Annotated in this window: 19 protein-coding genes; 13 read left to right on the forward strand and 6 right to left on the reverse strand. The window is 69.6% G+C overall.

Going from position 1 to position 22,848, the window contains the following annotated elements:
• Positions 1–3 precede the first annotated feature (3 nt).
• Positions 4–621 carry a DUF6642 family protein gene (locus tag G401_RS0140565; protein WP_027346990.1) on the reverse strand — a complete coding sequence of 206 codons (618 nt, stop codon included), beginning with the start codon at positions 619–621 and terminating at the stop codon, positions 4–6.
• 117 nt (positions 622–738) lie between these two features.
• Between G401_RS0140565 and G401_RS0140570 the strand changes: the two genes are divergently transcribed.
• The 4 genes from G401_RS0140570 (at position 739) to G401_RS0140585 (ending at position 3,966) form a co-directional block, all read left to right on the forward strand.
• Positions 739–1,407 (forward strand): NADPH-dependent F420 reductase, encoded by a 669-nt coding sequence (locus tag G401_RS0140570; protein ID WP_027346991.1) that lies wholly within the window; start codon positions 739–741, stop codon positions 1,405–1,407.
• Between the two features lie 230 nt (positions 1,408–1,637).
• Complete coding sequence (locus tag G401_RS0140575) at positions 1,638–2,438, forward strand: SGNH/GDSL hydrolase family protein (protein ID WP_027346992.1); 801 nt, start codon at positions 1,638–1,640, stop codon at positions 2,436–2,438.
• Positions 2,439–2,477: 39 nt separating this feature from the next.
• Positions 2,478–3,245, forward strand: coding sequence for an HAD family hydrolase (locus tag G401_RS0140580; RefSeq protein WP_084558158.1), 768 nt, complete (start codon positions 2,478–2,480; stop codon positions 3,243–3,245).
• A 166-nt stretch (positions 3,246–3,411) separates the two neighbouring features.
• Positions 3,412–3,966, forward strand: coding sequence for a M50 family metallopeptidase (locus G401_RS0140585; protein WP_027346994.1), 555 nt, complete (start codon positions 3,412–3,414; stop codon positions 3,964–3,966).
• A gap of 3 nt (positions 3,967–3,969) precedes the next feature.
• Here G401_RS0140585 and yidD read toward each other — a convergent pair whose 3' ends face one another.
• From yidD to G401_RS0140600, 3 genes are all read right to left on the reverse strand, one after another.
• Positions 3,970–4,332: a membrane protein insertion efficiency factor YidD gene (yidD, locus tag G401_RS0140590; RefSeq protein WP_245602084.1), complete on the reverse strand. Its 363-nt coding sequence runs from the start codon at positions 4,330–4,332 to the stop codon at positions 3,970–3,972.
• 1 nt (position 4,333) lies between these two features.
• Positions 4,334–4,837 (reverse strand): DinB family protein, encoded by a 504-nt coding sequence (locus G401_RS0140595; RefSeq protein ID WP_027346996.1) that lies wholly within the window; start codon positions 4,835–4,837, stop codon positions 4,334–4,336.
• 79 nt (positions 4,838–4,916) lie between these two features.
• Entirely contained in the window at positions 4,917–9,227 is a 4,311-nt protein-coding gene (locus G401_RS0140600; protein WP_034594683.1) for a galactose-binding domain-containing protein, read from the reverse strand.
• Positions 9,228–9,480: 253 nt separating this feature from the next.
• On the opposite strand from G401_RS0140600, the gene G401_RS51795 reads away from it, so the two are divergent.
• The 3 genes from G401_RS51795 (at position 9,481) to G401_RS0140615 (ending at position 11,691) form a co-directional block, all read left to right on the forward strand.
• Entirely contained in the window at positions 9,481–10,149 is a 669-nt protein-coding gene (locus G401_RS51795; protein WP_051367961.1) for a DUF998 domain-containing protein, read from the forward strand.
• A 203-nt stretch (positions 10,150–10,352) separates the two neighbouring features.
• Positions 10,353–10,748, forward strand: a complete 396-nt coding sequence (locus G401_RS51800; protein ID WP_034594685.1) for a hypothetical protein — start codon at positions 10,353–10,355, stop codon at positions 10,746–10,748.
• A gap of 1 nt (position 10,749) precedes the next feature.
• Complete coding sequence (locus G401_RS0140615) at positions 10,750–11,691, forward strand: hypothetical protein (protein WP_027346998.1); 942 nt, start codon at positions 10,750–10,752, stop codon at positions 11,689–11,691.
• A 60-nt stretch (positions 11,692–11,751) separates the two neighbouring features.
• Here G401_RS0140615 and G401_RS0140620 read toward each other — a convergent pair whose 3' ends face one another.
• The gene (locus tag G401_RS0140620) at positions 11,752–12,339 is read right to left on the reverse strand and encodes an MBL fold metallo-hydrolase (protein WP_051367962.1); all 588 of its coding nucleotides are present in this window, start codon (positions 12,337–12,339) and stop codon (positions 11,752–11,754) included.
• Between the two features lie 96 nt (positions 12,340–12,435).
• Between G401_RS0140620 and rsgA the strand changes: the two genes are divergently transcribed.
• The gene (rsgA, locus tag G401_RS0140625) at positions 12,436–13,470 is read left to right on the forward strand and encodes a ribosome small subunit-dependent GTPase A (protein WP_027347000.1); all 1,035 of its coding nucleotides are present in this window, start codon (positions 12,436–12,438) and stop codon (positions 13,468–13,470) included.
• A gap of 1,086 nt (positions 13,471–14,556) precedes the next feature.
• Positions 14,557–17,502, forward strand: a complete 2,946-nt coding sequence (uvrA, locus tag G401_RS0140630; RefSeq protein ID WP_027347001.1) for an excinuclease ABC subunit UvrA — start codon at positions 14,557–14,559, stop codon at positions 17,500–17,502.
• Between the two features lie 18 nt (positions 17,503–17,520).
• Here the strand turns inward: uvrA and G401_RS51805 are convergent, their stop codons facing one another.
• A complete protein-coding gene (locus tag G401_RS51805; protein ID WP_211240979.1) occupies positions 17,521–18,189 on the reverse strand; it encodes a glycosyltransferase in 669 nt (222 codons plus the stop codon).
• 218 nt (positions 18,190–18,407) lie between these two features.
• Between G401_RS51805 and G401_RS0140640 the strand changes: the two genes are divergently transcribed.
• From G401_RS0140640 to G401_RS0140655, 4 genes are all read left to right on the forward strand, one after another.
• Entirely contained in the window at positions 18,408–18,902 is a 495-nt protein-coding gene (locus G401_RS0140640) for a Rieske (2Fe-2S) protein (protein ID WP_027347002.1), read from the forward strand.
• 33 nt (positions 18,903–18,935) lie between these two features.
• Positions 18,936–20,888 carry an excinuclease ABC subunit UvrC gene (gene uvrC, locus G401_RS51810; RefSeq protein WP_051367965.1) on the forward strand — a complete coding sequence of 651 codons (1,953 nt, stop codon included), beginning with the start codon at positions 18,936–18,938 and terminating at the stop codon, positions 20,886–20,888.
• A 73-nt stretch (positions 20,889–20,961) separates the two neighbouring features.
• Complete coding sequence (gene rapZ / locus G401_RS0140650; protein WP_245602086.1) at positions 20,962–21,864, forward strand: RNase adapter RapZ; 903 nt, start codon at positions 20,962–20,964, stop codon at positions 21,862–21,864.
• A complete protein-coding gene (locus tag G401_RS0140655; RefSeq protein ID WP_027347004.1) occupies positions 21,861–22,844 on the forward strand; it encodes a gluconeogenesis factor YvcK family protein in 984 nt (327 codons plus the stop codon). The genes rapZ and G401_RS0140655 overlap by 4 nt, the downstream gene beginning before the upstream one ends.
• Positions 22,845–22,848 lie beyond the last annotated feature (4 nt).

The following is a 22,848-nucleotide window of genomic DNA, read 5'->3' on the forward strand; positions in this document are numbered from 1 at the left end:
CCGTCAGGCCCGGTTGGACTGGGCGGGGATGCGCGGCGCGGCCTCGGCCCGCCACGCCCGCCCGGTGTTGTAAACGATCCGGAACCCCAGGTAGGCCGAGAGCTGCGCCCAGTGCGCCGAGCCCATCCGCAGCTCGACGGAGTTGCTGCGCTGGCCGTTGGCGAGCACGTCGAGCAGCACGGTCTCGAACGCGGCCGACTCCACCCAGCCGACCTGCCGGGTGTAGCCGCACATCATCGCCGCGCCCGTGGTGATGAGGAACTTCTGCAGCGTGGTGGTGGTGGCGTTCATGACCGAGCAGCTGCCGAAGAACAGCCGCTTGCCCTCCAGCTTGCCGGCGAGCTGATCGGCGAGCTCGTCGAGCTCGACGCTGTGCCAGTCGGTCAGGCACAGCCGGGTGGGCTCGCCGTGCATCGCGAAGAAGCCGACGGTGAAGTCCTGGTACTCGCGCAGCGTCCACCGGTCGAGGTAGAACCACAGCTCATCGGGGGTGGCGACGTCCTTGTGGATGAACCGGATGGTCCCGAGCCGCTCCAGCAGCTCCAGCGTCGGCAGGACGGAGCCGCGCTTGCGCAGATCGCGGTTCCATTGCCCTTCGAAGCAGAAGATCCCACGGCCCATGTGCCACGCCCTCCCCGGTCGGCTTCTCCGCACGGTAGCGCAGGCGACCGACATTCGTTTCCCCTCGCCGCGCGGATTGCCGGGCCGATGTGAAGATCCGTCAGTAGGGTTGACGGCATGGCGACGATCGGATTCATCGGCAGCGGGCACATCGGGAGCACGGTCGCGCGGCTGGCCGTGGCGGCCGGGCACGACGTGATCATGAGCAACTCGCGCGGCCCGGAGACCCTCGCCGAGCTCGTGGCCGAGCTGGGCCCCCTGGCCAGCGCCGCAACCCCCGAGGCCGCGGCCGAGCAGGGCGACCTCGTGGTGGTGAGCATCCCGCTCAAGGCGATCGACAGCGTCCCGGTCGCCCCGCTGGACGGCAAGGTCGTGATGGACACCAACAACTACTACCCGCAGCGGGACGGTCACGTCGCGGCGCTGGACGACGACTCGACCACCGGCAGCGAGCTGCTCCAGCAGCACCTGCCGGACGCGTTCGTGGTGAAGGTGTTCAACAACATCAACTACAAGCACCTCGGTACGCTCGCCCGCCCCGACGGCGCGCCCGACCGCAGCGCGCTGCTCGTCGCGGGGGACAGCGAGCCGGCGAAGCAGCAGGTGACCGACTTTCTCGACCAGATCGGCTACGACACCGTCGACGCCGGCGCGCTCGGGGAGGGCGGCCGTAAGTTTCAGGTGGGCTCGGCGGCGTACGGGAACCTCTACGGCGACCTGAGCTCCCCCGACGGTACGCCGGCCGACGCGGCGACGGTCTTGTCCGTCCTCATGAAGGACGCATGATCCACAGGATGATCCACAACTGACCACGACACGTGACGCCGTCCGGATGACAACATCCGGGCGGCGTCGTCATACGTACGCGTGACGCCCGTCCTCGGGTGCCGCGACCGTCCATCTGCTCGTGCATGTTCGTCAATGTCCGAGTCTTCCTTTCGGCGCCTTCGCCTGGTATTCCTGGTGCACCCTCGTTCCCACTACCCCCGCGTTCCCCCGACACCAGGGAGTACCACGTGCGTACCCTGCTCCGCTCGGCCGCCGTCACCCTCGCGGCAGCCGGCCTCGTCCTCGGCTTCGGCCTACCCGCCGCGGCCGCGTCCAGCGTCAACTACGTAGCGCTCGGCGATTCCTACTCCTCCGGCGTGGGCGCCGGGAGCTACATCAGCTCCAGCGGCTCCTGCGACCGCAGCACGAAGGCGTACTCGGCACTCTGGGCGACCGCCCACGCCCCCGCGTCGTACACCTCCGTCGCCTGCTCCGGCGCGACCACCTCCACGGTCAACAGCTCGCAGCTGTCGGCCCTGACGGCGAGCACCACGCTCGTCAGCATCACCATCGGCGGCAACGACGCCGGGTTCTCCAACATCATGTCGACCTGCGTCCTGCAGGGCACGTCGGCGTGTGTCGCGGCGGTCCAGTCCGCCGAGAACTTCGCCAACTCGACGCTGCCCGGCCGGCTCGACACGACCTACGACAACATCCGGTCGCACGCCCCCAACGCCCGTGTGGTGGTGCTCGCGTACCCGGTGTTCTACCTGCTCAACCAGCCGCTGTGCGTCGGCCTCTCGGAGACCTCGCGGGCGAAGATCGACGAGGGCATCAACCTCGTCGACAACGTGATCAAGACCCGGGCCACCGCCCACGGCTTCGTGTTCGCCGACGTCCGCTCGATCTTCGTCGGCCACCAGCTGTGCAGCGGCGGCACCAAGTGGCTGCACGCGCTGAACTTCGCGTCGCTCGACGTGTCCTACCACCCCACCGCCGACGGCCAGGCCGGCGGCTACCTCCCGGTCTTCACCAGCGCGGCCGGCTGACCCGTCGTACCGGGCGCCCCCGCCCGGTACCCTCACCTCGTGATACGTGCGGTGGTCACCGATCTCGACGGAACGATCGTCCGGACCGACGGAACGATCAGCCCCCGGATGGCGGCCGCCGCGCGTACCCTCGCGGAACGCGGGATCCCGCTCATCGCCGCGACGGCCCGCACCCACTACGGCGTCGCCGCCGCGGGTCTCGACTTCACCCTCTCCGTCTGCTCCGCCGGCGCCATCGGCTGGGACCACGACACCCGCGTGTGGCGCGAGACCTTTCCCCACCCGGCCGTACGCGAGGTCGCCGAGGCGATCCTGCGGCTACCGGGCGCCGGTGTCGGAGCGCACGACGGCGACCAGTGGTTCATGACGGCGGCGTACGCGACCCTCAACGGCTGGCGCAGCCGCGGCCCGAGGACCGTCGTCGAGCCGGGGGAACTGCCGCCGTCGGCCTGTGTCATGGCCGCGTGCGCCCCGGATCTCAGCCCGTTCGCGCTGATCGAGGAGCTGGGCGTCGACCCCGCGATCGCCACCCTCAGCACCGCCGGGCGCAACGTCGTCGACATCACCCCGTCCGGTGTGGACAAGGGGACCGGGGTGCTGCGCGCGCTCGCGTACCTGGGGATCGCCCCGGAGGAGACGGTGGCCTTCGGCGACATGGTCGCCGACATCCCGATGTTCGGCGTGGTCGGTCTGGGCGTCTCCGTCGGCACGGCCCACCCGGACGTGGTCGCGGCCGCCCAGCACGTGGCCCCCGACGCCGACTCCGACGGCGTCCCCGAAACCCTCACCCTCCTGGGCCTCCTCTAACAGTTCCGACGATCTTGCGCGAATATCCGGGCTTTTCGGACATAGGTCGCGAAATTCGGGACACTCGCGCAAGATCGTCGGAAGGGGGCGGGTGGGTGTGAGGGATTCACGCGAACGGTGTCGGGGAGGCGGCAGCGCGGGGGAGCGGACGGGCGTGTGATGAACCATGGCCGACATCGACCCACCCGTATGGAAGCTCCGCTGGACGGACCTGTGGTGGCTGCTCGCCTACCCGGTCTACCAGACCCTCGGCACGATCCGGCACGAGGGCAGCCACGCCCTGGTCGCGAAGCTGGAAGGCGCGGACGTCACGAAGTTCGTCATCTACCCGCAGACCGACCTCGGCCGGTTCACGTGGGGATACACGCAGTGGAACAACGCGGACACGGACTGGGTGACGCTCGCGGCGCCCTACCTCTGCGACCTGCTGTGGTTCGTGGGCTTCTTCTTCCTGCTGACCCGGCTGCCCTGGCGCAACCACCTGATCTGGCTCAACCTCGCGATCCTCGGTCTGCTGTCGCCCCTGCTCAACTCGGGCGTGCAGTGGATCGAGGGCTTCATCAACCCCGACAGCGACGTCGCCCGGATCCGCGAGAGCGTGCCCGACGTTCTCGTGCAGCTGTACTTCCTGCTGACACTGACGACCTACGTCATCGGGATCCTGGCGATCTACTGGCGTGACTGGAAGCTCTCCCAGGCACTCCTGCCCGCCACCACCTGAGAATCAGGCGGACGGCACCGGGTCGGGCGTTCCCCACGGGACCGACGCCCGGCACCGGGCCAGCCGCCGCAGGATCAGCCAGCCGCCGCGCAGCAGGCCGAAACGCTCCAGCGCGCCGACCCCGTAATGGCTGCACGAGGGTGTGAAGTGGCAGATCGCGGGCCGGTGTGCCGAGATCTCCGTCTGGTAGCGCCGGATCGCCCGGATCGCCTGTGCCCGCCCCTCCGTCAGCCACACGGTCGGATGGTGGGTCAGCATGGTCATGAGGGCGTCGGGCACCTGCTGGCCGCACATGACCGCGCAGCAGTCGAAGTCGCCCAGGCAGATCCAGCACGGGCAGAACGGGAACGGCGGCTCGGTCAGCATCTCAGTGCCCGGTGGCCCCGTCGGTACGCTCGCGCAGCAGATCCAGGTGGCCGCAGTGCCGGGCCGTCTCCTCGATCATGTGGACGAGCGCGTACCGGAGGGTGAACGTCTGGTCCTCGCCCCGGGCGACCTCGTCGAGATCGGCGTCCACGATGGACGAACGGGACCGCTCGCACTCCGCCGCGTACGCCGAGGCGAGTTCTTCGATGGTCTCGCCCGGCGCGATCGGGAAGCCGCCGTGGGGGTCCTCCTCGCTCCACGGCCAGGGCAGGTCGAGGCCGGCGAAGTCGATGCTGAACCAGAAGCGCTCGACGCCGGTGAGGTGCTTGACGATGCCGGCCGGGGTGAGCGTGGAGGGCGGGACGGGCGCGGCGAAGGCCTGCTCGTCGGTGAGGCCGGCGACCTTCTGGAGCACGGTCGCGCGGGAGAAGTCGAGCATCGCGGTCAAGGTCTCGCGTTCGCCGGCGGCCTGCGGCGGCCGGCGTCGTTCCATCCCCGTCGTCATGCGGCACAGACTAAGGCCGGCCACCGACAAAGGGTGCCCCGCCCGGACGGGCGGTCCGGGCGGGGCGGTGTGGGAGCGGTCAGCTGCCGGTGATGTGGAAGTTGGACCCCGGTTCGATCACGATGTCCCCGGTGGACGAGTTCGTGATGGTCACGCCGGACAGCGTCGCGCTGCCGTTCGACCCGTTCTGGGCGAGGATCCCCGCGCCGTTGTTAGACTTGTCGATCTTCACGTTGGTGATGGTGACGCCGAGCGTCCCGCCACCGGACTTGAACTGGATGCCGTCGTAGGTCGAGTCCGAGATGTCGGTGTCGCGGATGACGACGCCGGGGATGCCGGTACTCGGCGCGTACAGGGTGATGGCACCGAACTTCTGGTTCTCGCCCCAGAAGACGCCGCCGCAGCGGAACAGGGCGTTGTTGGCGATCGTCGTCGTGCCCGAGAACGCGATCGGCGAGTGGTCGGTGGCGAGCATGATGCCCGGGTAGTTCATCGTGTCGTAGACGAGGTTGTTCTCGATCGCGTTGCCGTAGCCGCCGTAGATCGCGATGCCGTTGGCCCGCCACGGGAGCTGGATCGTGTTGTTGGTGAAGTGGTTGTCGTGGCCGATGTCCACCGACTGGTCCTTCACGAACGTGCTGGACCACACCGCGAGGCTGTCGTCACCGGTGGTGCGGAACGACGAGTTGAACACCTTCGAGTTGCGGCTGCCGTTGGACAGGTTGATGCCGTCGGCGTACGTGTCGCGGATGCGCATGCCGGTGAACTCGAGCCCGTCGGCCGGGTTCCAGTACGCCGGGGTGTCGGTGTAGTCGCGGCCGACCCAGGCGCCCACGTTGACGTGCTCGATCCACACGTTGCTGATCTTCGTGTTCTTGCCGAAGCGCCCGTTGAGGCCGTGGCCGCGGTTGGCCCGGTTCTTGGTGGCACCGAAGATGGCGAGGTCGGAGATCTGGGCGTTGTCGTCGATGTCGAAGCCGACGTTGCCCTCGTGCGGGTGGTTGATGTTGCCGACCACGTTCTGCGGCTCGGTGTCGGTGTAGAGCTGGGTGTACCACATGCCGGCGCCGCGGATGACGACGTTGCGGATGCCCTTCTGGTTGTACTGGCCGCGGGCGGGGTCGGGGGTCAGGATCTTCTGCTCCTGCCGCCACTGCCCGGCCGGGATCCAGACGCAGCTGATGACGCCGTTCTGGTCGTCCATCACGGCCTGCTGGATCGCGGTGGTGTCGTCGATCCCGTCGTTCGGCACGGCGCCGTAGGTGGTGATCGACGTGCAGCCGGCCGGCTGGCTGATCTGCGGCGCGACCTGTTCGAGGTCGATGAAGTCGATGATGTAGAACGACGCGCTGTCGGCCGCGTCGCGCTGCAGCTTGAACTTGGTGCCGCTCGGGTAGCTCTGGGCGAGCAGGGCGTGCGACTCGTCGAAGAGCCGGCGGGCCGCGTTCGCCTGCGGGGTCTGCGACAGGCCCTCAGTGTCGTCGGTCTGGCCGTAGAGCCAGCTGAACTTCGACGACAGCGTGATCTTCCGGTCGAAGACGCCGTTGATGTAGAGGCTCAGGCTGTAGTCCTGGCCGCCGCCGCTCGCGCTGTCGGGCACCGAGTTGCGCACGACGATCGAGTTGGTGGCCGCCGTCGAGGTGAACTCGACGTACTGGCCGGTCGTGTTCAGCTGCACCGACTTGCGGCCCGAGGACTCGGTGGCGAAGTTGGTGTGGCCGAACGTCCGCAGCGGGTCGGCGGTGAGCAGCGTACCGGTGTAGTTGGCGTTCTCCGCCTCGTACTCGGTCCACGGCACGGCCGCGCCGCGACCGACCACGATCGGCTGGGCCAGGCTGTTGTTCGTCTCGTTGGTCTCGGCGACCGCGTTGGCCGCGTCGGCTGTGGCGGTGATGGTCGCCCCGCCGGCCACCGCGATCCAGCTGCCGTTGACCGCGACGTTCACGGTCGCGCCGGCGGCCACGGCCGCGGTCGGAGTGTCCAGTGTGGTCGAACCGACGACCACGCGGGTGGTGGTCGTGACGCCGGTCGACGTGGTGCCCCGGTTCTTCAGCGTCACGCTGAACGACACCGGTACGCCGGCCGCCGGGCTCGCCGGGTTGGCGGAGACGCTCAGCACCTGCAGATCGGGGCCGGGCGCCTGGGCGACCGTCATCGAGGTCGGGTTGGCGGCCGTGTTGTTGGATTCGTTCTTCTCGAAGACCGTGTTGCCCGGGTCGACCCGGACCGACACCGCGTACGCGCCCATGGGCAGGGCGCCGACGGACTTCGTGACGGCCGCCGACGCGCCGGCGTTGAGCGCGCCCACGTTGGCCGTGCCCTTGAGCTCGCCGTTGAGGTAGAAGCCGACCGTGGTGGCGGCGGAGGCGAGGTCACCCGTGTTGGTCACCGTCGTCGAGAGCGTGACGGAACTGGTCTCGTCCGGCGAGGCGGGCGTCCACGTCGGGTTCGACACCGTGAGATCCGGGTTCGGGGCCGGCGTACCGCAGACTTCGAGTTCGGCCACCTGGCCCGAGGGGGCGCCGGTGTTGGCGGAGAACTTCAGCTGCACGTCGGCGGTCGTGGCCGTCACCGGGATGCTGACGACGTTGTTGCCCTGGACGAACTGGTAGTCGGCCGCGTTCACCAGGTTCGTGTACGTGGTGGCCGCCTGGTCCCGGCCGAGCACCTGGATGTTCTGCGTACGCGTACCCCACGAGGCGTCGGGGTTGAGCTTCACGTTGACGCCGGTCAGCGTGTGGTTCGCACCGAGCGCGACGGTCAGCGTGGCCGGGTAGCCCGCCGCGCCCTCCCAGTAGGTGGTGAGGTTGCCGTCGACGGCGTTCTGCGGCACGAACGTGAAGACCGAGCCGCTCGCGGTCACCGTCTTGCCCTGCGCCACGTTCGTGCAGCCGGGCGGCTGGGTGCCCGTGCGCGTGACCGTGTTGCCCTGCCCCGAGAGGTTGCCCGCGCCATCGCGCGCGCGGACGAAGTACGACACCGTCGCCGTCGGCGGCTGACCGTCCGAATAGGTCAGCACCGTGCCCAGCGTCGCGACCAGGTTGCCGTCGCGGTAGACGTTGTAGCCCGCCAGGCCGCTGCCGCCGGTGTCCGTCGACGCGCCCCAGGTCAGGATCACCGTGCTGCCCGCCGTGCTCGCGCTCAGCGTGCCGGGCACGCTCGGCGGTGTCGTGTCCCCTTGTCCTGTACGCGTCGCGGTGTTGCTGTTGCCCGACACGTTCCCCGCGACGTCGCGCGCCCGGACGAAGTAGGACACGGTCGCACTGGCCGGCTGGGTGTCGGCGTAGGTGAGCGTGCCCGCGCCGACGGAGGCGATCTGCGTACCGTCACGGAAGACGTCGTAGCCGGCCAGGCCCGAGCCGCTGTCGGTCGACGCGCCCCAGGCGAGCGTGATCGTCGTCCCCGAGGTGCTCAGCGACAGGGTGCCCGGAACCGAGGGCGGTGTGACGTCGCCGCCGCCGCTCGCCGCGTACACCTCGAATTCGGAGATCTGACCCGCGGGCCAGGCGGTGTTCGCGGTGATGTTGATCCGCACGTAGCGGGCGGTGGCCGCGGTGAAGGTGATCGTCTTGGTGTTCCCGGCGGCCGGGTCGAACGCGTAGGCCGCGGATGCCGCGATCGTGGTGAACGTGCTTCCGTTGGTGCTGCCCTGCACGCTCAGCGTCTGTGTACGCGCGCCCCAGCCGGCCGGGACCTTCAGCACGACCTTGCCCACGGACTGGGCCGAGCCGAGGTCCACGCCGAGCCACTGCGGGAAGGCGTTGTTGGTCGACTCCCAGTAGGTGGCCTGATTCGCGTCGACCGTCCGGGACGAGTCGTAGACGTCGGCGTGCCCGCTCTCGGTCGTCGGCCGCCCCTGGGCGAGGTTCGTGCCGGCCGTCGCGGTTCCGTAGACCTCGAACTCGGACAGCTGCGCGGCGGTCCAGCCGGTGTTGGCCGTGATGTTGACGCGGAGGTAGCGGGCGGTCGCGGCCGTGAAGTTGATCGTCACGGCGTTGCCGGTGGACGGGTTGAAGGCGTACGCGGCCGACGCCACGACGTCGCCGAAGGTCGTCCCGTCCGAACTGGACTGCACGGCCAGGGTCTGCGTACGCGCGCCCCAGCCGGTCGGCAGCTTCAGCACGACCTGGTCGACGGCCGTGGCCGCGCCGAGGTCGATCCGCGCCCACTGCGGGAACGTGCTCCCGGCCGACTCCCAGTAGGTGGCCTGGTTGCCGTCGTTGAGATTCCCGGCACCGTACGCGCCGTTGACAGAACTTGCGCCGGCGGCCTTGCCGAGCGCGAGGTTGGGTCCACCGGCGGCATGCCCGCCGACGGATCCGAGGAAGGTGGACACGAGGGTCGCGGCCAGGGCCAAGGCCGCCCCTCGAAGAAGCGGTGATCGATACATGACTGTCCTTGTCGCTGAGGGGTGGAGCGGGCAGTCGTTCTCTGTACTCGCCAGCGAAAGAAGTGAACATTCATTTGTCGAAATTTTGCGCTGACTTGGCCAGGAACGTTACCGGCGTGCTACAACGAAATCAACAGTCATGAAAGGACAAGGTCAGGACGCGACCCTGCCCCCCGTAGGGGTGGGCGGCCGGGGGCTTTCTCCGGGAACCCGCCTGATGCGCCTCGGGATCCGCCCTTCCTACGGTCGATCCGTGAAGACGAATCCCCTCGCCGCGGCCGGCGTCGTCGCCGGTCCGCTCTTCCTCGCGGCCGCGACCGTCGAGGCCGCCACCCGCCCGGACTACCGGACGCTGCGCCACCCCATCAGCTCGCTCGCCCTCGGCCCCGGCGGCTGGACGCAGTCGGTCCTCTTCGTCGTCGCCGGCGTCCTGTGTGTACTGCTGACGATCGCCCTCGCGCGTACGCCGGGAGCGGGCACGCGCTGGGGCGTCTTCTGGCTCGGCCTGTGGAGTGTCAGCCTGGTCGGCGTCGGCCTCTTCGTCACCGACGCGGTCAGCGGCTACCCGGCGGGTACGCCCGACTACCCCGTCGGCACCCTAAGCGGTGCCCTGCACAACGTGTTCGCCCTGCTCGGCGCGATCGGCCTCGTCGGCTCCTTCGTCACGTGGCGGCGACGGGGCGGGGCGGCCTGGAAGGCGTACTCGATGGTGACGCTCTTGATCTTCGTCCTGACGTTCCTGCCGGCGGCGGCCGGCCTGGGGCAGGCGGCGGGCCTGGTGGAGATCGCGGGCGGCCTCGAACGCGTCGCCGTGTACGCGGCCTGGGCATGGATCACGGTGCTCGCCTGGAAGCTCTACGGTGGACGCTTGGCGCTCAGCCAGGCCTCACGTGTTTTAGATCTGCCGGGTACCCGCTTTTAGATTTGCCGGTGATCGGTTTTGGATCTGCCGGGATGAGGGACGTGCTTCTGCCGGCGGGTCGATGCGTCGTGTGACCCCATCTCCCAATGTCTGGCCTGGTGGTTTGCGTGTGAGCGGAATGTGAGGAGCGCTCCGCCAGACTGGCCGGTGGAGCGGGGGCGGGCCGAGCCGTCACTCGCCCATAGCCTTTTTGGGGGGATGACGTGGGGGAGTCGGGCGAACAGCTGGGGGCCGACCTGAATCGCATGTGGAAGGTCGCGAACCGGATCCTGCCGGACCTGTCGGCCGAGTTCGCGGCGGCCCGGCGCGCGGTCTGCGGTACGCGGTCGACGCTGGCCGGATTTCCGTCGGTGCCGGAGGTCAACAACGGCCTGGCGCGATGCGCGTCCGAGCAGCCGTGGCTGGATCTGCGGGACGAGCTGGACAAGATCCTGCTGGACACCGTCGACAACATGAACGACACCGCGACGGCGCTCGACATGGCCACGAAGGCGTACGCGAGCACGGACGCGGCGGCCGCCGCGGAGTTCGACCGCGAGCGCGACCAGATCGGTTACACCCCGCCGAAAACGGGCCACCTCTGGCGGGAGGACTTCTGACATGGGCTTCGCCGAGGATCTGATGGGCAAGGCGGCCGAGATCGAGAAGCAGGCGTTCGAGATCGGTTTCGGCGAGATGGGCGGCGAGATGGACTTCGGCTTCCTGCCGTTCGTCGACCACAACCACAACTGGGACGGCTTCATGGCGAACGTCCAGGGCGTCGCCGGACTGTTCGCACCGTTCACGGCGATGCCGACGGACGATCACTTCGAGGCGGCCATGGCCGAGCTGCGGTCGGCCATGCAGACGCTGAGCCCGGGGGACATGATGAACGACCCCATGGGCGGTGGCGTGGGCGTCCCGGCCAATCCCTACCTGACCATGAGCGAGGTCCACGATCTCATGCACGTCTGGACCGGCGCCGCGGCCGACGACTTCCAGAAGCACTTCGTGGCTCCGTTCCCGGCGTACAGCCACAACCAGTTCATGCTGGCGACCGTGCTGCACAGCGGGCTGGCGGCCCAGCAGGTGCTCTGGAACACCGCGCGGACGGACATCATGAAGGTCGCCGACAACACGCTTGAGGCGCTGAACTGCATCAAGCACGCGGACCACCAGCGGACGTCCATGCAGTGGACCATCCTCGGCGCGGTGGTCGCCACGATCTCGGCACCGGAAGGCGGTGCGGCGATCGTCTTCTACACCGGGCTGTCCAGCGCCTTCTCGCTCGCGGGCGCCAAGGAGGGGCAGATGAAGGACAAGGAGCCGACCGGCTCGGTCGACGGCGACACCGCCGCGGCGGTCCTGCGCAGCATGAAGGAGGCGATCGACACGACCAAGGCCCAGGTCGCGGCCGGCGACCAGAAGATCGCGGAGGTCATGGGGCAGGCCCTGGAGGCGGCCCGGACGCAGCGGGAGCACTTCATCGCGCCGCGGCCCGATCTGGATCAGGCGACGCCGGCCACGGTGATGTCGCAGACATTCCTCGGCAAACCACTGTAGGCAGAAGGCTGTAGACAGAAGAAAGCAGGGGCCGTCCGGATCGGGCGGCCCCTCCTCGGCTCACCAGCCCCGCGCGCGCCATTCGGGGATCGAGGGCCGCTCCGCGCCCAGCGTCGTCGGCTTGCCGTGCCCCGGCCACACCACGGTCCCGTCCGGCAGCCGGTCGAAGATCTTCGTGGTGACGTCCCGCAGCAGCGACGCGAACGCGGCCGCGTCACCCCACGTGTTGCCGACTCCGCCCGGGAACAGGCTGTCCCCGGTGAAGATCTGCGGCGGATCGCCCCGGTGGAGGAGCGCCACCGAGCCCGGCGTGTGCCCCACGAGGTGGATGACCTCCAGGTCCACGTCCCCGACGCGTACCGTGTCGCCGTCGGTGATCGGGTCCGTGGCGACCGGGAGCGCGCCGGCGTCGGCCGGATGGGCGAGCACCCGCGCTCCCGTCGCCGCCACGACCTCCGCCAGCGCGCCCCAGTGGTCGCCGTGGCGGTGGGTGGTGACGATCGTCGCCAGGGGCTCGGGCCCGATCCACGCGAGCAGTCTCGCCGGTTCGGCGGCCGCGTCGATCAACAGCCGGTCACCGCCGGCCTCCAGCAGGTACGCGTTGTTGTCGCCGGGACCGACCGAGAGTGAGCGTACGCGCAAGGTCATATCGGCCAGCGTAACGAAATTGGGGTGCGCCCGCGTCAGCGGCCGTTGACCATGGTGTCAGGTCGGCGCGTGGCCGGCCCGGGAGAAACGAGGAAGATGAAACAGCTGGGGTGGGATGACCGCTTCGCGGACGCGTACGCCCGCTATGACCGGATCGACACGCGACCCGGCCGGGTGATGCGTGTGGACAGGGGCGTGTGCACGGTGCTGACCGAATCCGGCAGCGACCGTGCGAGCCTGGGTGGTGGCGTACTGGCGCAGGGAGCGTCCGACCCGGTACATCTTCCCTGCGTGGGCGACTGGGTCGTGGTACGCGACTGGCCCGATCGGCGTACGACGCTGGAGGCCGTGCTGCCGCGCCGGACGGCCATCGTGCGGCGTACCGCCGACAAGGATTCGACCGGCCAGGTGCTGGCCGCGAACCTGGACGTGGCCGCAGTCGTGGAGCCGCTGGACAGCGGGCCGGATTTCGGGCGTATCGAGCGCCTGCTCGCGCTGGCCTGGGACTCGGGCGCGCGGCCGCTCGTGGTGCTGACGAAGGCCGACGTGACCGCGCACGCGGAAGCCGTCGCCGACCAGGTACGCGAGGTCGCCCCGAACGTCGAGGTGCTGACGGTCAGCGCGGACACCGGCCAGGGCCTGGACACGCTGCGCCCGTACGTGGCGCCGGGTCGCACCCTGGCGCTCATGGGCCGCTCCGGTGCGGGCAAGTCGTCGCTGGTCAACGCGTTGGCCGGGGCGACGGTCATGATGACCCAGTCCGTACGCCGGGTCGACGGCAAGGGCCGCCACACGACGACCTACCGCGCGCTCGTGCCGATGCCGAACGGCGGTGCCGTCATCGACACCCCGGGCCTGCGCGGTGTCGGTCTGCTGGACGGCAGCGTCGGCCTGCAGGAGGCCTTCGCCGACGTGGACGAGCTGGCCATGGACTGCCGGTTCGCGGACTGTACACACTCGACGGAGCCGGGCTGCGCGGTGCAGGCGGCGCTCGACGACGGCGAGCTGACCGCCCGGCGCTGGGCGAGCTGGCTGCGGCTGCGCAAGGAGCTCGAGCACGAGTCCAAGCGGCGGGCGGTCCGCCTCCGCGAAGAGGAGCGGGCGGTCCGCAACCGCTACAAAGGGCGTTAGATCTTTTAGGGCAAAGCATCATCCGCCGCGGCTCGGTCACGGTTTCCCCCCAACCCCCGCCGGGCACTGCTTGGCCCGGCCTTTGTCGCGACTGTCCGACTCGTTCCCGTAGGGGTCGACGATCTTGCGCGAATGTCCGGGCACTTCGGGTGTATCGGACGAAATTCGAGGCATTCGCGCAAGATCGTCGACCACCCTTGAAGATCGGGGCACCGTCCGACCCTGGCGGGTTCCGGCGGGTTCTGGCTTTGTCGCGACTGTCCGATATAGGTGCCGGGCGCGGGTCGGGTGAGGTGATCGTTTACGGCTGCGGTGTCGAAACAGCCACCCGATGCATGATCGTTTACGGTTCTGGAGCGCGTTTGACGGGTTCTGCTACACCTGACGCGTCATCGATCATGCAGATCGGGCCGGATTTACACCCCTGCCGTAAACGATCAAGAAATTAGCGCGCCGTGTCCGCCTGACGGAAGATCGTTCCCGCATCACGGGCAAACGGTTGGTAGCCGAACGGCGTGGACGTGATCCACAGCGGCTGAGATGTCAAAACGTGCCCCATCTCCAAGATTCATAGCGGTCGGGATGTAGGAAAACGGCCTCTACCAATGTCCAAAGCCGCTATATCGGACAGTCGGGACAAAGTCTGGGCGGGGTTCGGGGTCAACGGTGACCGGACCGCGGTGGACGATGCGTCGCCCCACTCAGGTGGCAGTGGAGTCCCCGGAGCGCAGCGACAGGGGCGGAACGGTCTCCCGCGCGAGGAGCGGAAGTGAGGTCGACGAACCCGGGACAATATCTTGAAAAGATCTTGACCATGTCCGTCGACACGCGGCCGGGGTTCGGACACACGTCCGAAGCCTGGGCGCTAGAGTCGTCGGCGGACCCCCGGCCTTCGCGTACGGAGCGTGACGGTGACGTTGGCTACGCTGGTGGGGGATCACGGGCATAACGCGTGATGCGTTCTTGTCATACGTGGGGTCTACAGTCTCGGCAGGGCACTTCTGTGCCCTAAAAGTCCGATTTTGACGTCCGATGGGGATGTCCGATGTTCCTGGGCCTGTTCAGCTGTACCTGTGGGGAGCGACCGTGAGTGACCGTCTGATCATCCGTGGCGCGCGTGAGCACAACCTGCGCGAGGTGAGCCTCGACCTGCCCCGGGACGCCATGATCGTCTTCACCGGTCTCTCCGGTTCCGGGAAGAGCAGCCTCGCCTTCGACACGATCTTCGCCGAGGGTCAGCGGCGCTACGTCGAGTCGCTGTCGAGCTACGCCCGGCAGTTCCTCGGCCAGATGGACAAGCCGGACGTGGACTTCATCGAGGGCCTGTCGCCGGCGGTCTCCATCGACCAGAAGTCGACCTCGCGCAACCCCCGCTCGACGGTGGGCACGATCACCGAGGTCTACGACTACCTGCGCCTGCTGTTCGCCCGGGTCGGCGAGCCGCACTGCCCGGTCTGCGGCGAGGCGATCACCAAGCAGTCGCCGCAGCAGATCGTGGACCGGGTGCTGGCGATGGCGGACGGCACCCGGTTCCAGGTGCTGGCCCCCGTCATCCGGGGCCGCAAGGGCGAGTACCTCGACCTGTTCAGCGAGCTGCAGGCCAAGGGTTACGCGCGCGCCCGCGTCGACGGCGTCGTGCACTCGCTGACCGACGTGCCGAAGCTGAAGAAGCAGGAGAAGCACACGATCGAGGTGGTCGTCGACCGGCTGGCCGTCAAGGCGTCGGCCAAGCAGCGCCTGACCGACTCGGTCGAGACCGCGCTGGGGCTGGCCAACGGCATCGTGGTGCTGGACTTCGTCGACCTGCCGGAGGACGACGAGCACCGCGAGCGCAAGTTCTCCGAGCATCTGGCCTGCCCGAACGAGCACCCGCTGGCGATCGAGGACCTGGAGCCGCGGGTCTTCTCGTTCAACGCGCCGTACGGCGCCTGCCCGGAGTGCACGGGCCTGGGCCAGAAGAAGGAGGTCGACCCCGAGCTGCTCGTCCCCGACGTGGAGAAGAGCCTGCGCGAGGGCGCGATCGCGCCGTGGAACAACGGGCACACCTTCGACTACTTCATCCAGGTCCTCGGCGCGCTCGGCGAGGAGTCCGGCTTCGACCTCGACAGCCCCTGGCGGGCGCTGACGGCCAAGGCGCAGAAGCTGATCCTGCACGGCGTCGAGAACCAGGTGCACGTGCGCTACCGGAACAAGTACGGCCGGGAGCGGTCGTACTTCGCCGGGTACGAGGGCGTGGTGCCGTGGCTGGAGCGCCGGCACTCCGACACCGAGAGCGAGTGGAGCCGGGAGAAGTACGAGGGCTACATGCGGGAGGTGCCCTGCTCGGTCTGCGGCGGCACCCGGCTCAAGCCCGAGGTCCTCGCCGTGACCGTCGCCCGGCACAACATCGCCGAGGTGTGCGGCCTGTCCGTCGGCGAGGCCGCCGAACTGCTGGAGAAGCTGGAACTCACCGACCGGCAGCTGATGATCGCCGAGCGCGTCCTCAAGGAGATCAACGCCCGGCTCAAGTTCCTGCTGGACGTCGGCCTCGACTACCTGTCGCTCGACCGGCCCGCCGGGTCGCTGTCGGGCGGCGAGGCGCAGCGCATCCGGCTGGCCACCCAGATTGGCTCCGGCCTCGTGGGCGTCCTCTACGTCCTCGACGAGCCGTCGATCGGCCTGCACCAGCGCGACAACCACCGTCTCATCGAGACCCTCGTACGCCTGCGCGGCCTGGGCAACACCCTCATCGTCGTCGAGCACGACGAGGACACGATCCGCACGGCCGACTGGGTGGTCGACATCGGCCCGGGCGCGGGGGAGCACGGCGGGAAGATCGTGCACTCCGGCACCTACGAGGACCTGCTGGCCAACGAGGAGTCGGTCACCGGGGCGTACCTGGCGGGGCGCAGGAACATCCCGGTGCCGGGGCACCGCCGGCCGCAGACCAAGGGCCGCGAGCTGACCGTGGTCGGCGCGCGCGAGCACAACCTGAAGAACGTGTCGGTCAGCTTCCCGCTCGGCCAGCTGATCTCGGTCACCGGCGTCTCCGGCTCGGGCAAGTCGACGCTGGTCAACGACATCCTCTACACCGTGCTGGCGAACCAGATCAACGGCGCGCGGATGGTGCCCGGCCGGCATACCCGCATCACCGGCCTCGACCACGTGGACAAGGTCGTGGGCGTGGACCAGAGCCCGATCGGGCGTACGCCGCGGTCGAACCCGGCCACCTACACGGGCGTGTTCGACAACATCCGCAAGCTCTTCGCGGAGACGACCGAGGCGAAGGTACGCGGCTACGGTCCCGGCCGGTTCTCGTTCAACGTCAAGGGCGGCCGGTGCGAGAACTGCTCGGGCGACGGCACGATCAAGATCGAGATGAACTTCCTGCCGGACGTGTACGTGCCGTGCGAGGTCTGCAAGGGGGCCCGGTACAACCGGGAGACCCTGGAGGTGCACTACAAGAGCCGGACCATCGCCGAGGTGCTGGAGATGCCGATCGAGGAGGCCGCCGGCTTCTTCGAGGCGATCCCGGCCATCCACCGGCACCTGAAGACCCTGGTCGACGTGGGTCTGGGCTACGTACGCCTCGGCCAGCCGGCCCCGACACTGTCCGGCGGCGAGGCGCAGCGGGTGAAGCTGGCGTCGGAGTTGCAGAAGCGCTCGACCGGCCGGACGGTCTACGTGCTGGACGAGCCCACGACCGGCCTGCACTTCGAGGACATCCGCAAGCTGCTGCTCCTGCTGCAGGGCCTGGTGGACAAGGGCAACACGGTGATCGTGATCGAGCACAACCTCGACGTGATCAAGAGCTCGGACTGGATCATCGACATGGGTCCGGAGGGCGGCCACCGCGGTGGCACCGTCATCGCCGAAGGTACGCCGGAACAGGTCGCCGCGGTCGACGAGTCGCACACGGGCGCGTACCTGCGGCCGATCCTCGAAGCCGTGCCGACGCAACCGCACGCCAAGCGCACCGCCGCCGGTACGCCGAAGAAGGCCGCTCCGGCGCAGGCGAAGGCACCCGCGAAGCGGACCCGGGCCAAGGTTTGACCCGACGCCGGAACGGGACTATCCGCGTACCAGGGAATGGGGCGTGGGATTGACGAAGCGCTCGCGGGCGCGGGCCCGGGCGGCGCGGCGCAGGCGGGTGAGCTCGTCCGGGTCGTCGGCGAGCTTGCGCAGCGCGATGGCGATCTGCTCGGGGTCGCCGGCCGGGACCAGCACGGCGGCGTCGGCGAACGCGGCGCGCTGCGGGGCGGTGTCGGAGGTGATCACCGCGCAGCCGGCCGCGGCGGCCTGGTAGACCTCGGTCGGGACGAACGAGAGGGCCTCGCCGGAGGTGCCGAAGATGCCGAGGCAGACGTCGTGGCGGGCGACGAGGTCCGGCAGGTCGTGCGCCGGCACCCAGGCGCGCCAGGTCACCCAGGCGTTCGGCGCGGCGAGCGCGCGGGCGACGGCGTGCTCGGGCCCGCCGCCGATGACGGTGAAGGTGAAGCGCGGGTCGCCGGCCAGGGCCGCGATGGCCGCGCCGACGATCGGCGCGCCCTGGGCCGGGGTGAACGGGCCGAAGAAGACGACGTGGACGAGTTCCGTGTCCGGCGCGGGCCGGGCGGCGAACCAGGGCGCGGTCGCAAGCATCAGGGCGTCGTCCGGGGCACCGTTCGGAGCGTCGGGCAGTGGATCGGGCTGGGCCTCGGGCTGGGCCTCGGGCGAGGCGTCGCCGTCGACGGGGGACATCTTCATCATCACTCGATCCAACGAGCGCGCCCGTCGGTGGGCGCCGCGGTCAACGCCCCACATCCTAGAGACCGTTGATCCGCGGGTGTGAGCGCGGCCACACCGCAATCCCGCATGCCGGTACCCGAGGTATATGCGCTCAGGAGATACACAGCCAACCGTGATCGGTGGTCGAGCCTGAAGCCGGGCAAGACGGATAAAGTTTGCGGGTGACCGAGATGATAGAGGATTCAACTAACTCGACCACCTCGCGCCGGGCGATCTTCGCCGGCGTCGGTGCGGTCGGAGCCGCGGCCCTCCTCGCCGCCTGTTCCGACGGCTCCGACACGCCGGCGGCGGCCTCGTCCAGCGCGGCGCCGACCGCGAGCGAGCCGGCAACGGAGCCGAGCGACGACGCGAGCCAGGACGCGCCCGCGGGGGACGCCGTGACGGTGTCGGCCGCCGGCATCGCCGTGGGCGGCGGGAAGATCTTCAACGACCAGGGTGTCGTGGTCACGCAGCCGACGGCCGGGACCTACAAGGCCTTCACGAACCTGTGCTCGCACCAGCAGTGCCCGCTGTCCGACGTGTCCGGCGGGACGATCAACTGCAACTGCCACTTCAGCAAGTTCTCCATCAAGGACGGGGCCGTGGTGAGCCCGCCGGCCTCGCAGCCGCTGAAGGAGTACCCGGTGAAGGCGAACGGTACGGATCTGTCGATCACCGTGGAGTGACCGAGTGTCGGGGGGCGTGGGTAGGCTGACCGGGTGGCCGATCCGTCTACTTATCGCCCCGCTACCGGCACGATTCCCGAGTCGCCGGGGGTCTACCGTTTCCGGGACCCCGGCGGCCGGGTCATCTACGTGGGCAAGGCCAAGTCGCTGCGGCAGCGGCTGAACTCCTACTTCGCCGACCTGTGGTCGCTGCATCCGCGTACGCAGCAGATGGTCACGACCGCGTCCAGTGTGGACTGGGTGACCGTCGGCACCGAGGTCGAGGCGCTCCAGCTGGAGTACGCCTGGATCAAGGAGTTCGACCCCCGGTTCAACGTCCGCTACCGCGACGACAAGTCCTACCCGTTCCTCGCGGTGACGCTCGACGAGGAATACCCGCGGCTGCAGGTGATGCGCGGCGCGAAGCGCAAAGGCGTGCGCTACTTCGGCCCCTACTCGCACGCCTGGGCCATCCGCGAGACGCTGGACCTGCTGCTGCGCGTGTTCCCGGCCCGGACCTGCAGCGCGGGCGTCTTCAAGCGGGCCGGCCAGATCGGCCGCCCGTGCCTGCTCGGCTACATCGGCAAGTGCTCGGCGCCGTGCGTCGGGCGGGTCAGCGCCGACGAGCACCGGGCCATCGTCGAGGAGTTCTGCGACTTCATGGCGGGCGGCACCGACAGGCTGCTGCGCCGCCTGGAGAAAGAGATGTACACGGCCTCCTCGGAGATGGACTACGAGCGCGCGGCCCGGCTGCGCGACGACCTCTCGGCCGCCCGGAAGGCGCTGGAGAAGCAGGCCGTCGTGCTCGGCGACGGCACCGACGCCGACGTGGTCGCGTTCGCCGAGGACCAGCTGGAGGCGGCCGTCCAGGTCTTCCACGTCCGCGGCGGCCGGGTCCGCGGCCAGCGGGGCTGGGTCGTCGAGAAGACCGAGTCGCTGACCACCGGCGACCTCGTCCACCACTTCTGCTCCCAGATCTACGGCGACACCGCCGAGAGCATGGACGTCCCCCGCGAGGTGCTCGTCCCCGAGCTGCCCGCCGACGCCGACGCGCTGGAGGCCTGGCTGGCCGAGCGGCGCGGCTCGCGGGTGAGTCTGCGCGTACCGCAGCGGGGGGACAAGAAGACGCTGATGGAGACGGTCGCGCGCAACGCCGGCCAGGCCCTCGCCCAGCACAAGCTGAAGCGGGCCACCGACCTCACCGCCCGCAGCGCGGCGCTGGAGGAGATCGAGGAGGCCCTCGCGCTGTCCACCGCGCCGCTGCGCATCGAGTGCTACGACATCTCCCAGATCCAGGGCACCGACGTGGTCTCCAGCATGGTCGTCTTCGAGGACGGCCTGGCCCGCAAGAGCGAGTACCGGCGGTTCATCATCAAGGGCGCCACCGACGACGTCTCGGCGATCTCCGAGGTGATCCGGCGGCGCTTCCAGAACTACCTGGCCGAGCGGGACAGCCCCGAGCCCCGGGTGAACGAGGAGGGGCGGGCGCGGAAGTTCGCGTACCCGCCGCAGCTCGTGGTCGTCGACGGCGGCCAGCCCCAGGTGAACGCCGCCTCCGCCGTGCTGGCCGAGCTGGGCGTCGTGGACGTCGCCGTCTGCGGCCTCGCCAAGCGGCTCGAGGAGGTCTGGCTGCCCAACGACGAGATGCCCGTCATCCTGTCCCGGTCCTCCGAAGGGCTCTACCTGCTGCAGCGCGTACGCGACGAGGCGCACCGGTTCGCGATCACGTTCCACCGCCAGCGCCGGTCGCAGCGCATGACGGCCTCCCAGCTCGACGAGGTCCCCGGCCTCGGCGAGATACGCAAGAAGGCCCTGCTGCGCCACTTCGGCTCGGTCAAGAAGCTGGGTGCCGCGTCGGTCGGCGAGATCGCCGAGGTCCCCGGAATCGGACCGCGTACGGCGGAAGCGGTCCTCGCGGTGCTGCACGGCGAGCCGGTCGGCGGATCCCCGGCAACGGACGGCGGTCCCCGGGGAAGTGATCAACCGCCCGGCGAAACGCCGTCGTGAACTCCCCTCGGTAGACTCTGCGGCGGCGCGGCGGCCGACAGGGGTGCGGCGGGTCGCAGCAGGGGGATGAATCGTGGACCGAGCCGAGGCCTCGACCGTGGACGCGGCGGAGCGGGCGCAGACCGATCTGGTGATCGTCACCGGTGTGTCCGGTGGCGGCCGCTCGACGGTCGCGCGGGCGCTGGAGAACGTCGGCTTCTACGTCGTCGACAACCTGCCGCAGACGCTCATGCTGCCGATGGCGGAGCTGGCCCACCAGGCGGGCGGGGCGGCCCGGCAGACGGCCATGGTCCTCGACGTGCGCTCGCGGGCCTTCTCGACGGACCTGGCCGGGGCGATCACCTCGCTCAAGGACCGGGGGTTCGCGCCGCGGGTGGTCTTCGTCGACGCCGATGACGACGTGCTGATCCGCCGCTTCGAGAACGTACGCCGCTCCCACCCGCTGCAGGGCAACGGCCGGCTGTCGGACGGGATCGCGGCCGAGCGGGGCCTGCTGGCGGCCGCCCGGGACCTGGCCGACGTGATCATCGACACCAGTCACCTCAACGTGAACCAGCTGCGGGCGCGGGTCGAGGAGCTGTTCGCCGGCGAGGACGCGCTGAAGCTGCGGGTGACCGTGCTGTCCTTCGGTTTCAAGTACGGCCTGCCGCCCGACGCCGACTTCGTGCTGGACGCGCGCTTCCTGCCCAATCCCTTCTGGGTGCCGGAGCTGCGCGAGCACACCGGGCGCGACGCCGACGTAAGCCGTTTCGTTCTGGGCCAGCGCGGCGCTAATACTTTCGTGGAGACCTACGCCCGTCTGATCAACGCCACCGCGCCGGGCTTCGAGCGCGAGGGCAAGCGGTACCTGACCGTCGCGGTCGGCTGCACCGGCGGCAAGCACCGCAGTGTGGCCATCGCCGAGGAACTCGCCCGCCGGCTGCGCGAGCTGCGGGTTGTGGCCCACGCCCAGCACCGCGACCTGGGGCGCGAGTGAGGATCGTCGCCTTCGGGGGCGGCACGGGCCTGTCGGCGTCGCTGCGGGCGCTGCGCTCCGCGCTCGCGTACACCGCTTCGGGGCGGCCGGCCCGGAACAAGCCGGAGATCACCGCGGTCGTCACGGTCGGTGACAACGGCGGTTCCAGCGGGCGCCTGCGCATGGAGCGCGGGGCCCTGCCCGTCGGCGATCTCCGGCAGGCGCTGGCCGCCCTGGCCGCCGCCGATCCCGTGAGTACGCGCAGCGCACAGCTCTTCCAGCACCGGTTCGCCGGTTCCGACTCCCTCGCCGGGCACCCGGTCGGCAACCTCGTCCTGCTCGGGCTGCTGGAACAGCTGGCCGATCCGGTGAAGGCGCTCGACCACGCCGCGGCGATGCTGAAGGCCGAGGGCCGCGTCCTGCCGATGTGCCGGCAGCCGGTGACGATCGAGGCCGACCTGCGGGGCGGCGACCCCGGCCGGCCCGACGCCCTCGTCACCGTCCGGGGCCAGCACGAGGTCGCGGTCGCCCCCGGCATCATCGACCAGGTACGCCTGGTCCCGCCGGACCCCGAGGCGTGCCCGGAGGTCGTCGCGGCGGTGGGCGCCGCGGACTGGCTGATCTTCGGACCCGGCAGCTGGTACACGAGCGTGATCCCGCATCTGCTGGTACCCGGACTGGCCAAGGCGATCGTGGACAGCCCGGCGCGGCGGATCGTCACCCTGAACCTGGCCAGCGACACCGAAACGGGCGGTTTGTCGCTTGCCGACCATCTCGGGGCCTTGACCCGTTACCTGGGTGATTTTCGTGCCGATATTGTTCTTGCCGACGCCAAAGCCGTCGAAGACCCCGAACCCGTGGCATCTGCGGCACAATGCCTGGGTGCGCGGCTGGTCCTCGCGGACGTGGCGGTCGCGCGAGGCGTACCGAGCCATGATCCTGTCGCGCTCGGGGCGGCGCTCGGGCCCCTGCTGAGGACCAGGCGGGCCAGGTCGCGATGAACGC

It is taken from the genome of Hamadaea tsunoensis DSM 44101 (assembly GCF_000428945.1).
Classification (GTDB): Bacteria; Actinomycetota; Actinomycetes; order Mycobacteriales; family Micromonosporaceae; genus Hamadaea; species Hamadaea tsunoensis.

What these genes read in the sequence shown, in the direction of transcription:
- G401_RS0140565 (WP_027346990.1), bottom strand. Translation starts at nt 621, where the DNA reads ATGGGCCGTGGGATCTTCTGCTTCGAAGGGCAATGGAACCGCGATCTG.
- G401_RS0140570 (WP_027346991.1), top strand. Translation starts at nt 739, where the DNA reads ATGGCGACGATCGGATTCATCGGCAGCGGGCACATCGGGAGCACGGTC.
- G401_RS0140585 (WP_027346994.1), top strand. Translation starts at nt 3,412, where the DNA reads ATGGCCGACATCGACCCACCCGTATGGAAGCTCCGCTGGACGGACCTG.
- yidD (WP_245602084.1), bottom strand. Translation starts at nt 4,332, where the DNA reads ATGCTGACCGAGCCGCCGTTCCCGTTCTGCCCGTGCTGGATCTGCCTG.
- G401_RS0140595 (WP_027346996.1), bottom strand. Translation starts at nt 4,837, where the DNA reads ATGACGACGGGGATGGAACGACGCCGGCCGCCGCAGGCCGCCGGCGAA.
- G401_RS0140600 (WP_034594683.1), bottom strand. Translation starts at nt 9,227, where the DNA reads ATGTATCGATCACCGCTTCTTCGAGGGGCGGCCTTGGCCCTGGCCGCG.
- G401_RS0140615 (WP_027346998.1), top strand. Translation starts at nt 10,750, where the DNA reads ATGGGCTTCGCCGAGGATCTGATGGGCAAGGCGGCCGAGATCGAGAAG.
- G401_RS0140620 (WP_051367962.1), bottom strand. Translation starts at nt 12,339, where the DNA reads ATGACCTTGCGCGTACGCTCACTCTCGGTCGGTCCCGGCGACAACAAC.
- rsgA (WP_027347000.1), top strand. Translation starts at nt 12,436, where the DNA reads ATGAAACAGCTGGGGTGGGATGACCGCTTCGCGGACGCGTACGCCCGC.
- G401_RS51805 (WP_211240979.1), bottom strand. Translation starts at nt 18,189, where the DNA reads ATGTCCCCCGTCGACGGCGACGCCTCGCCCGAGGCCCAGCCCGAGGCC.
- G401_RS0140640 (WP_027347002.1), top strand. Translation starts at nt 18,408, where the DNA reads ATGATAGAGGATTCAACTAACTCGACCACCTCGCGCCGGGCGATCTTC.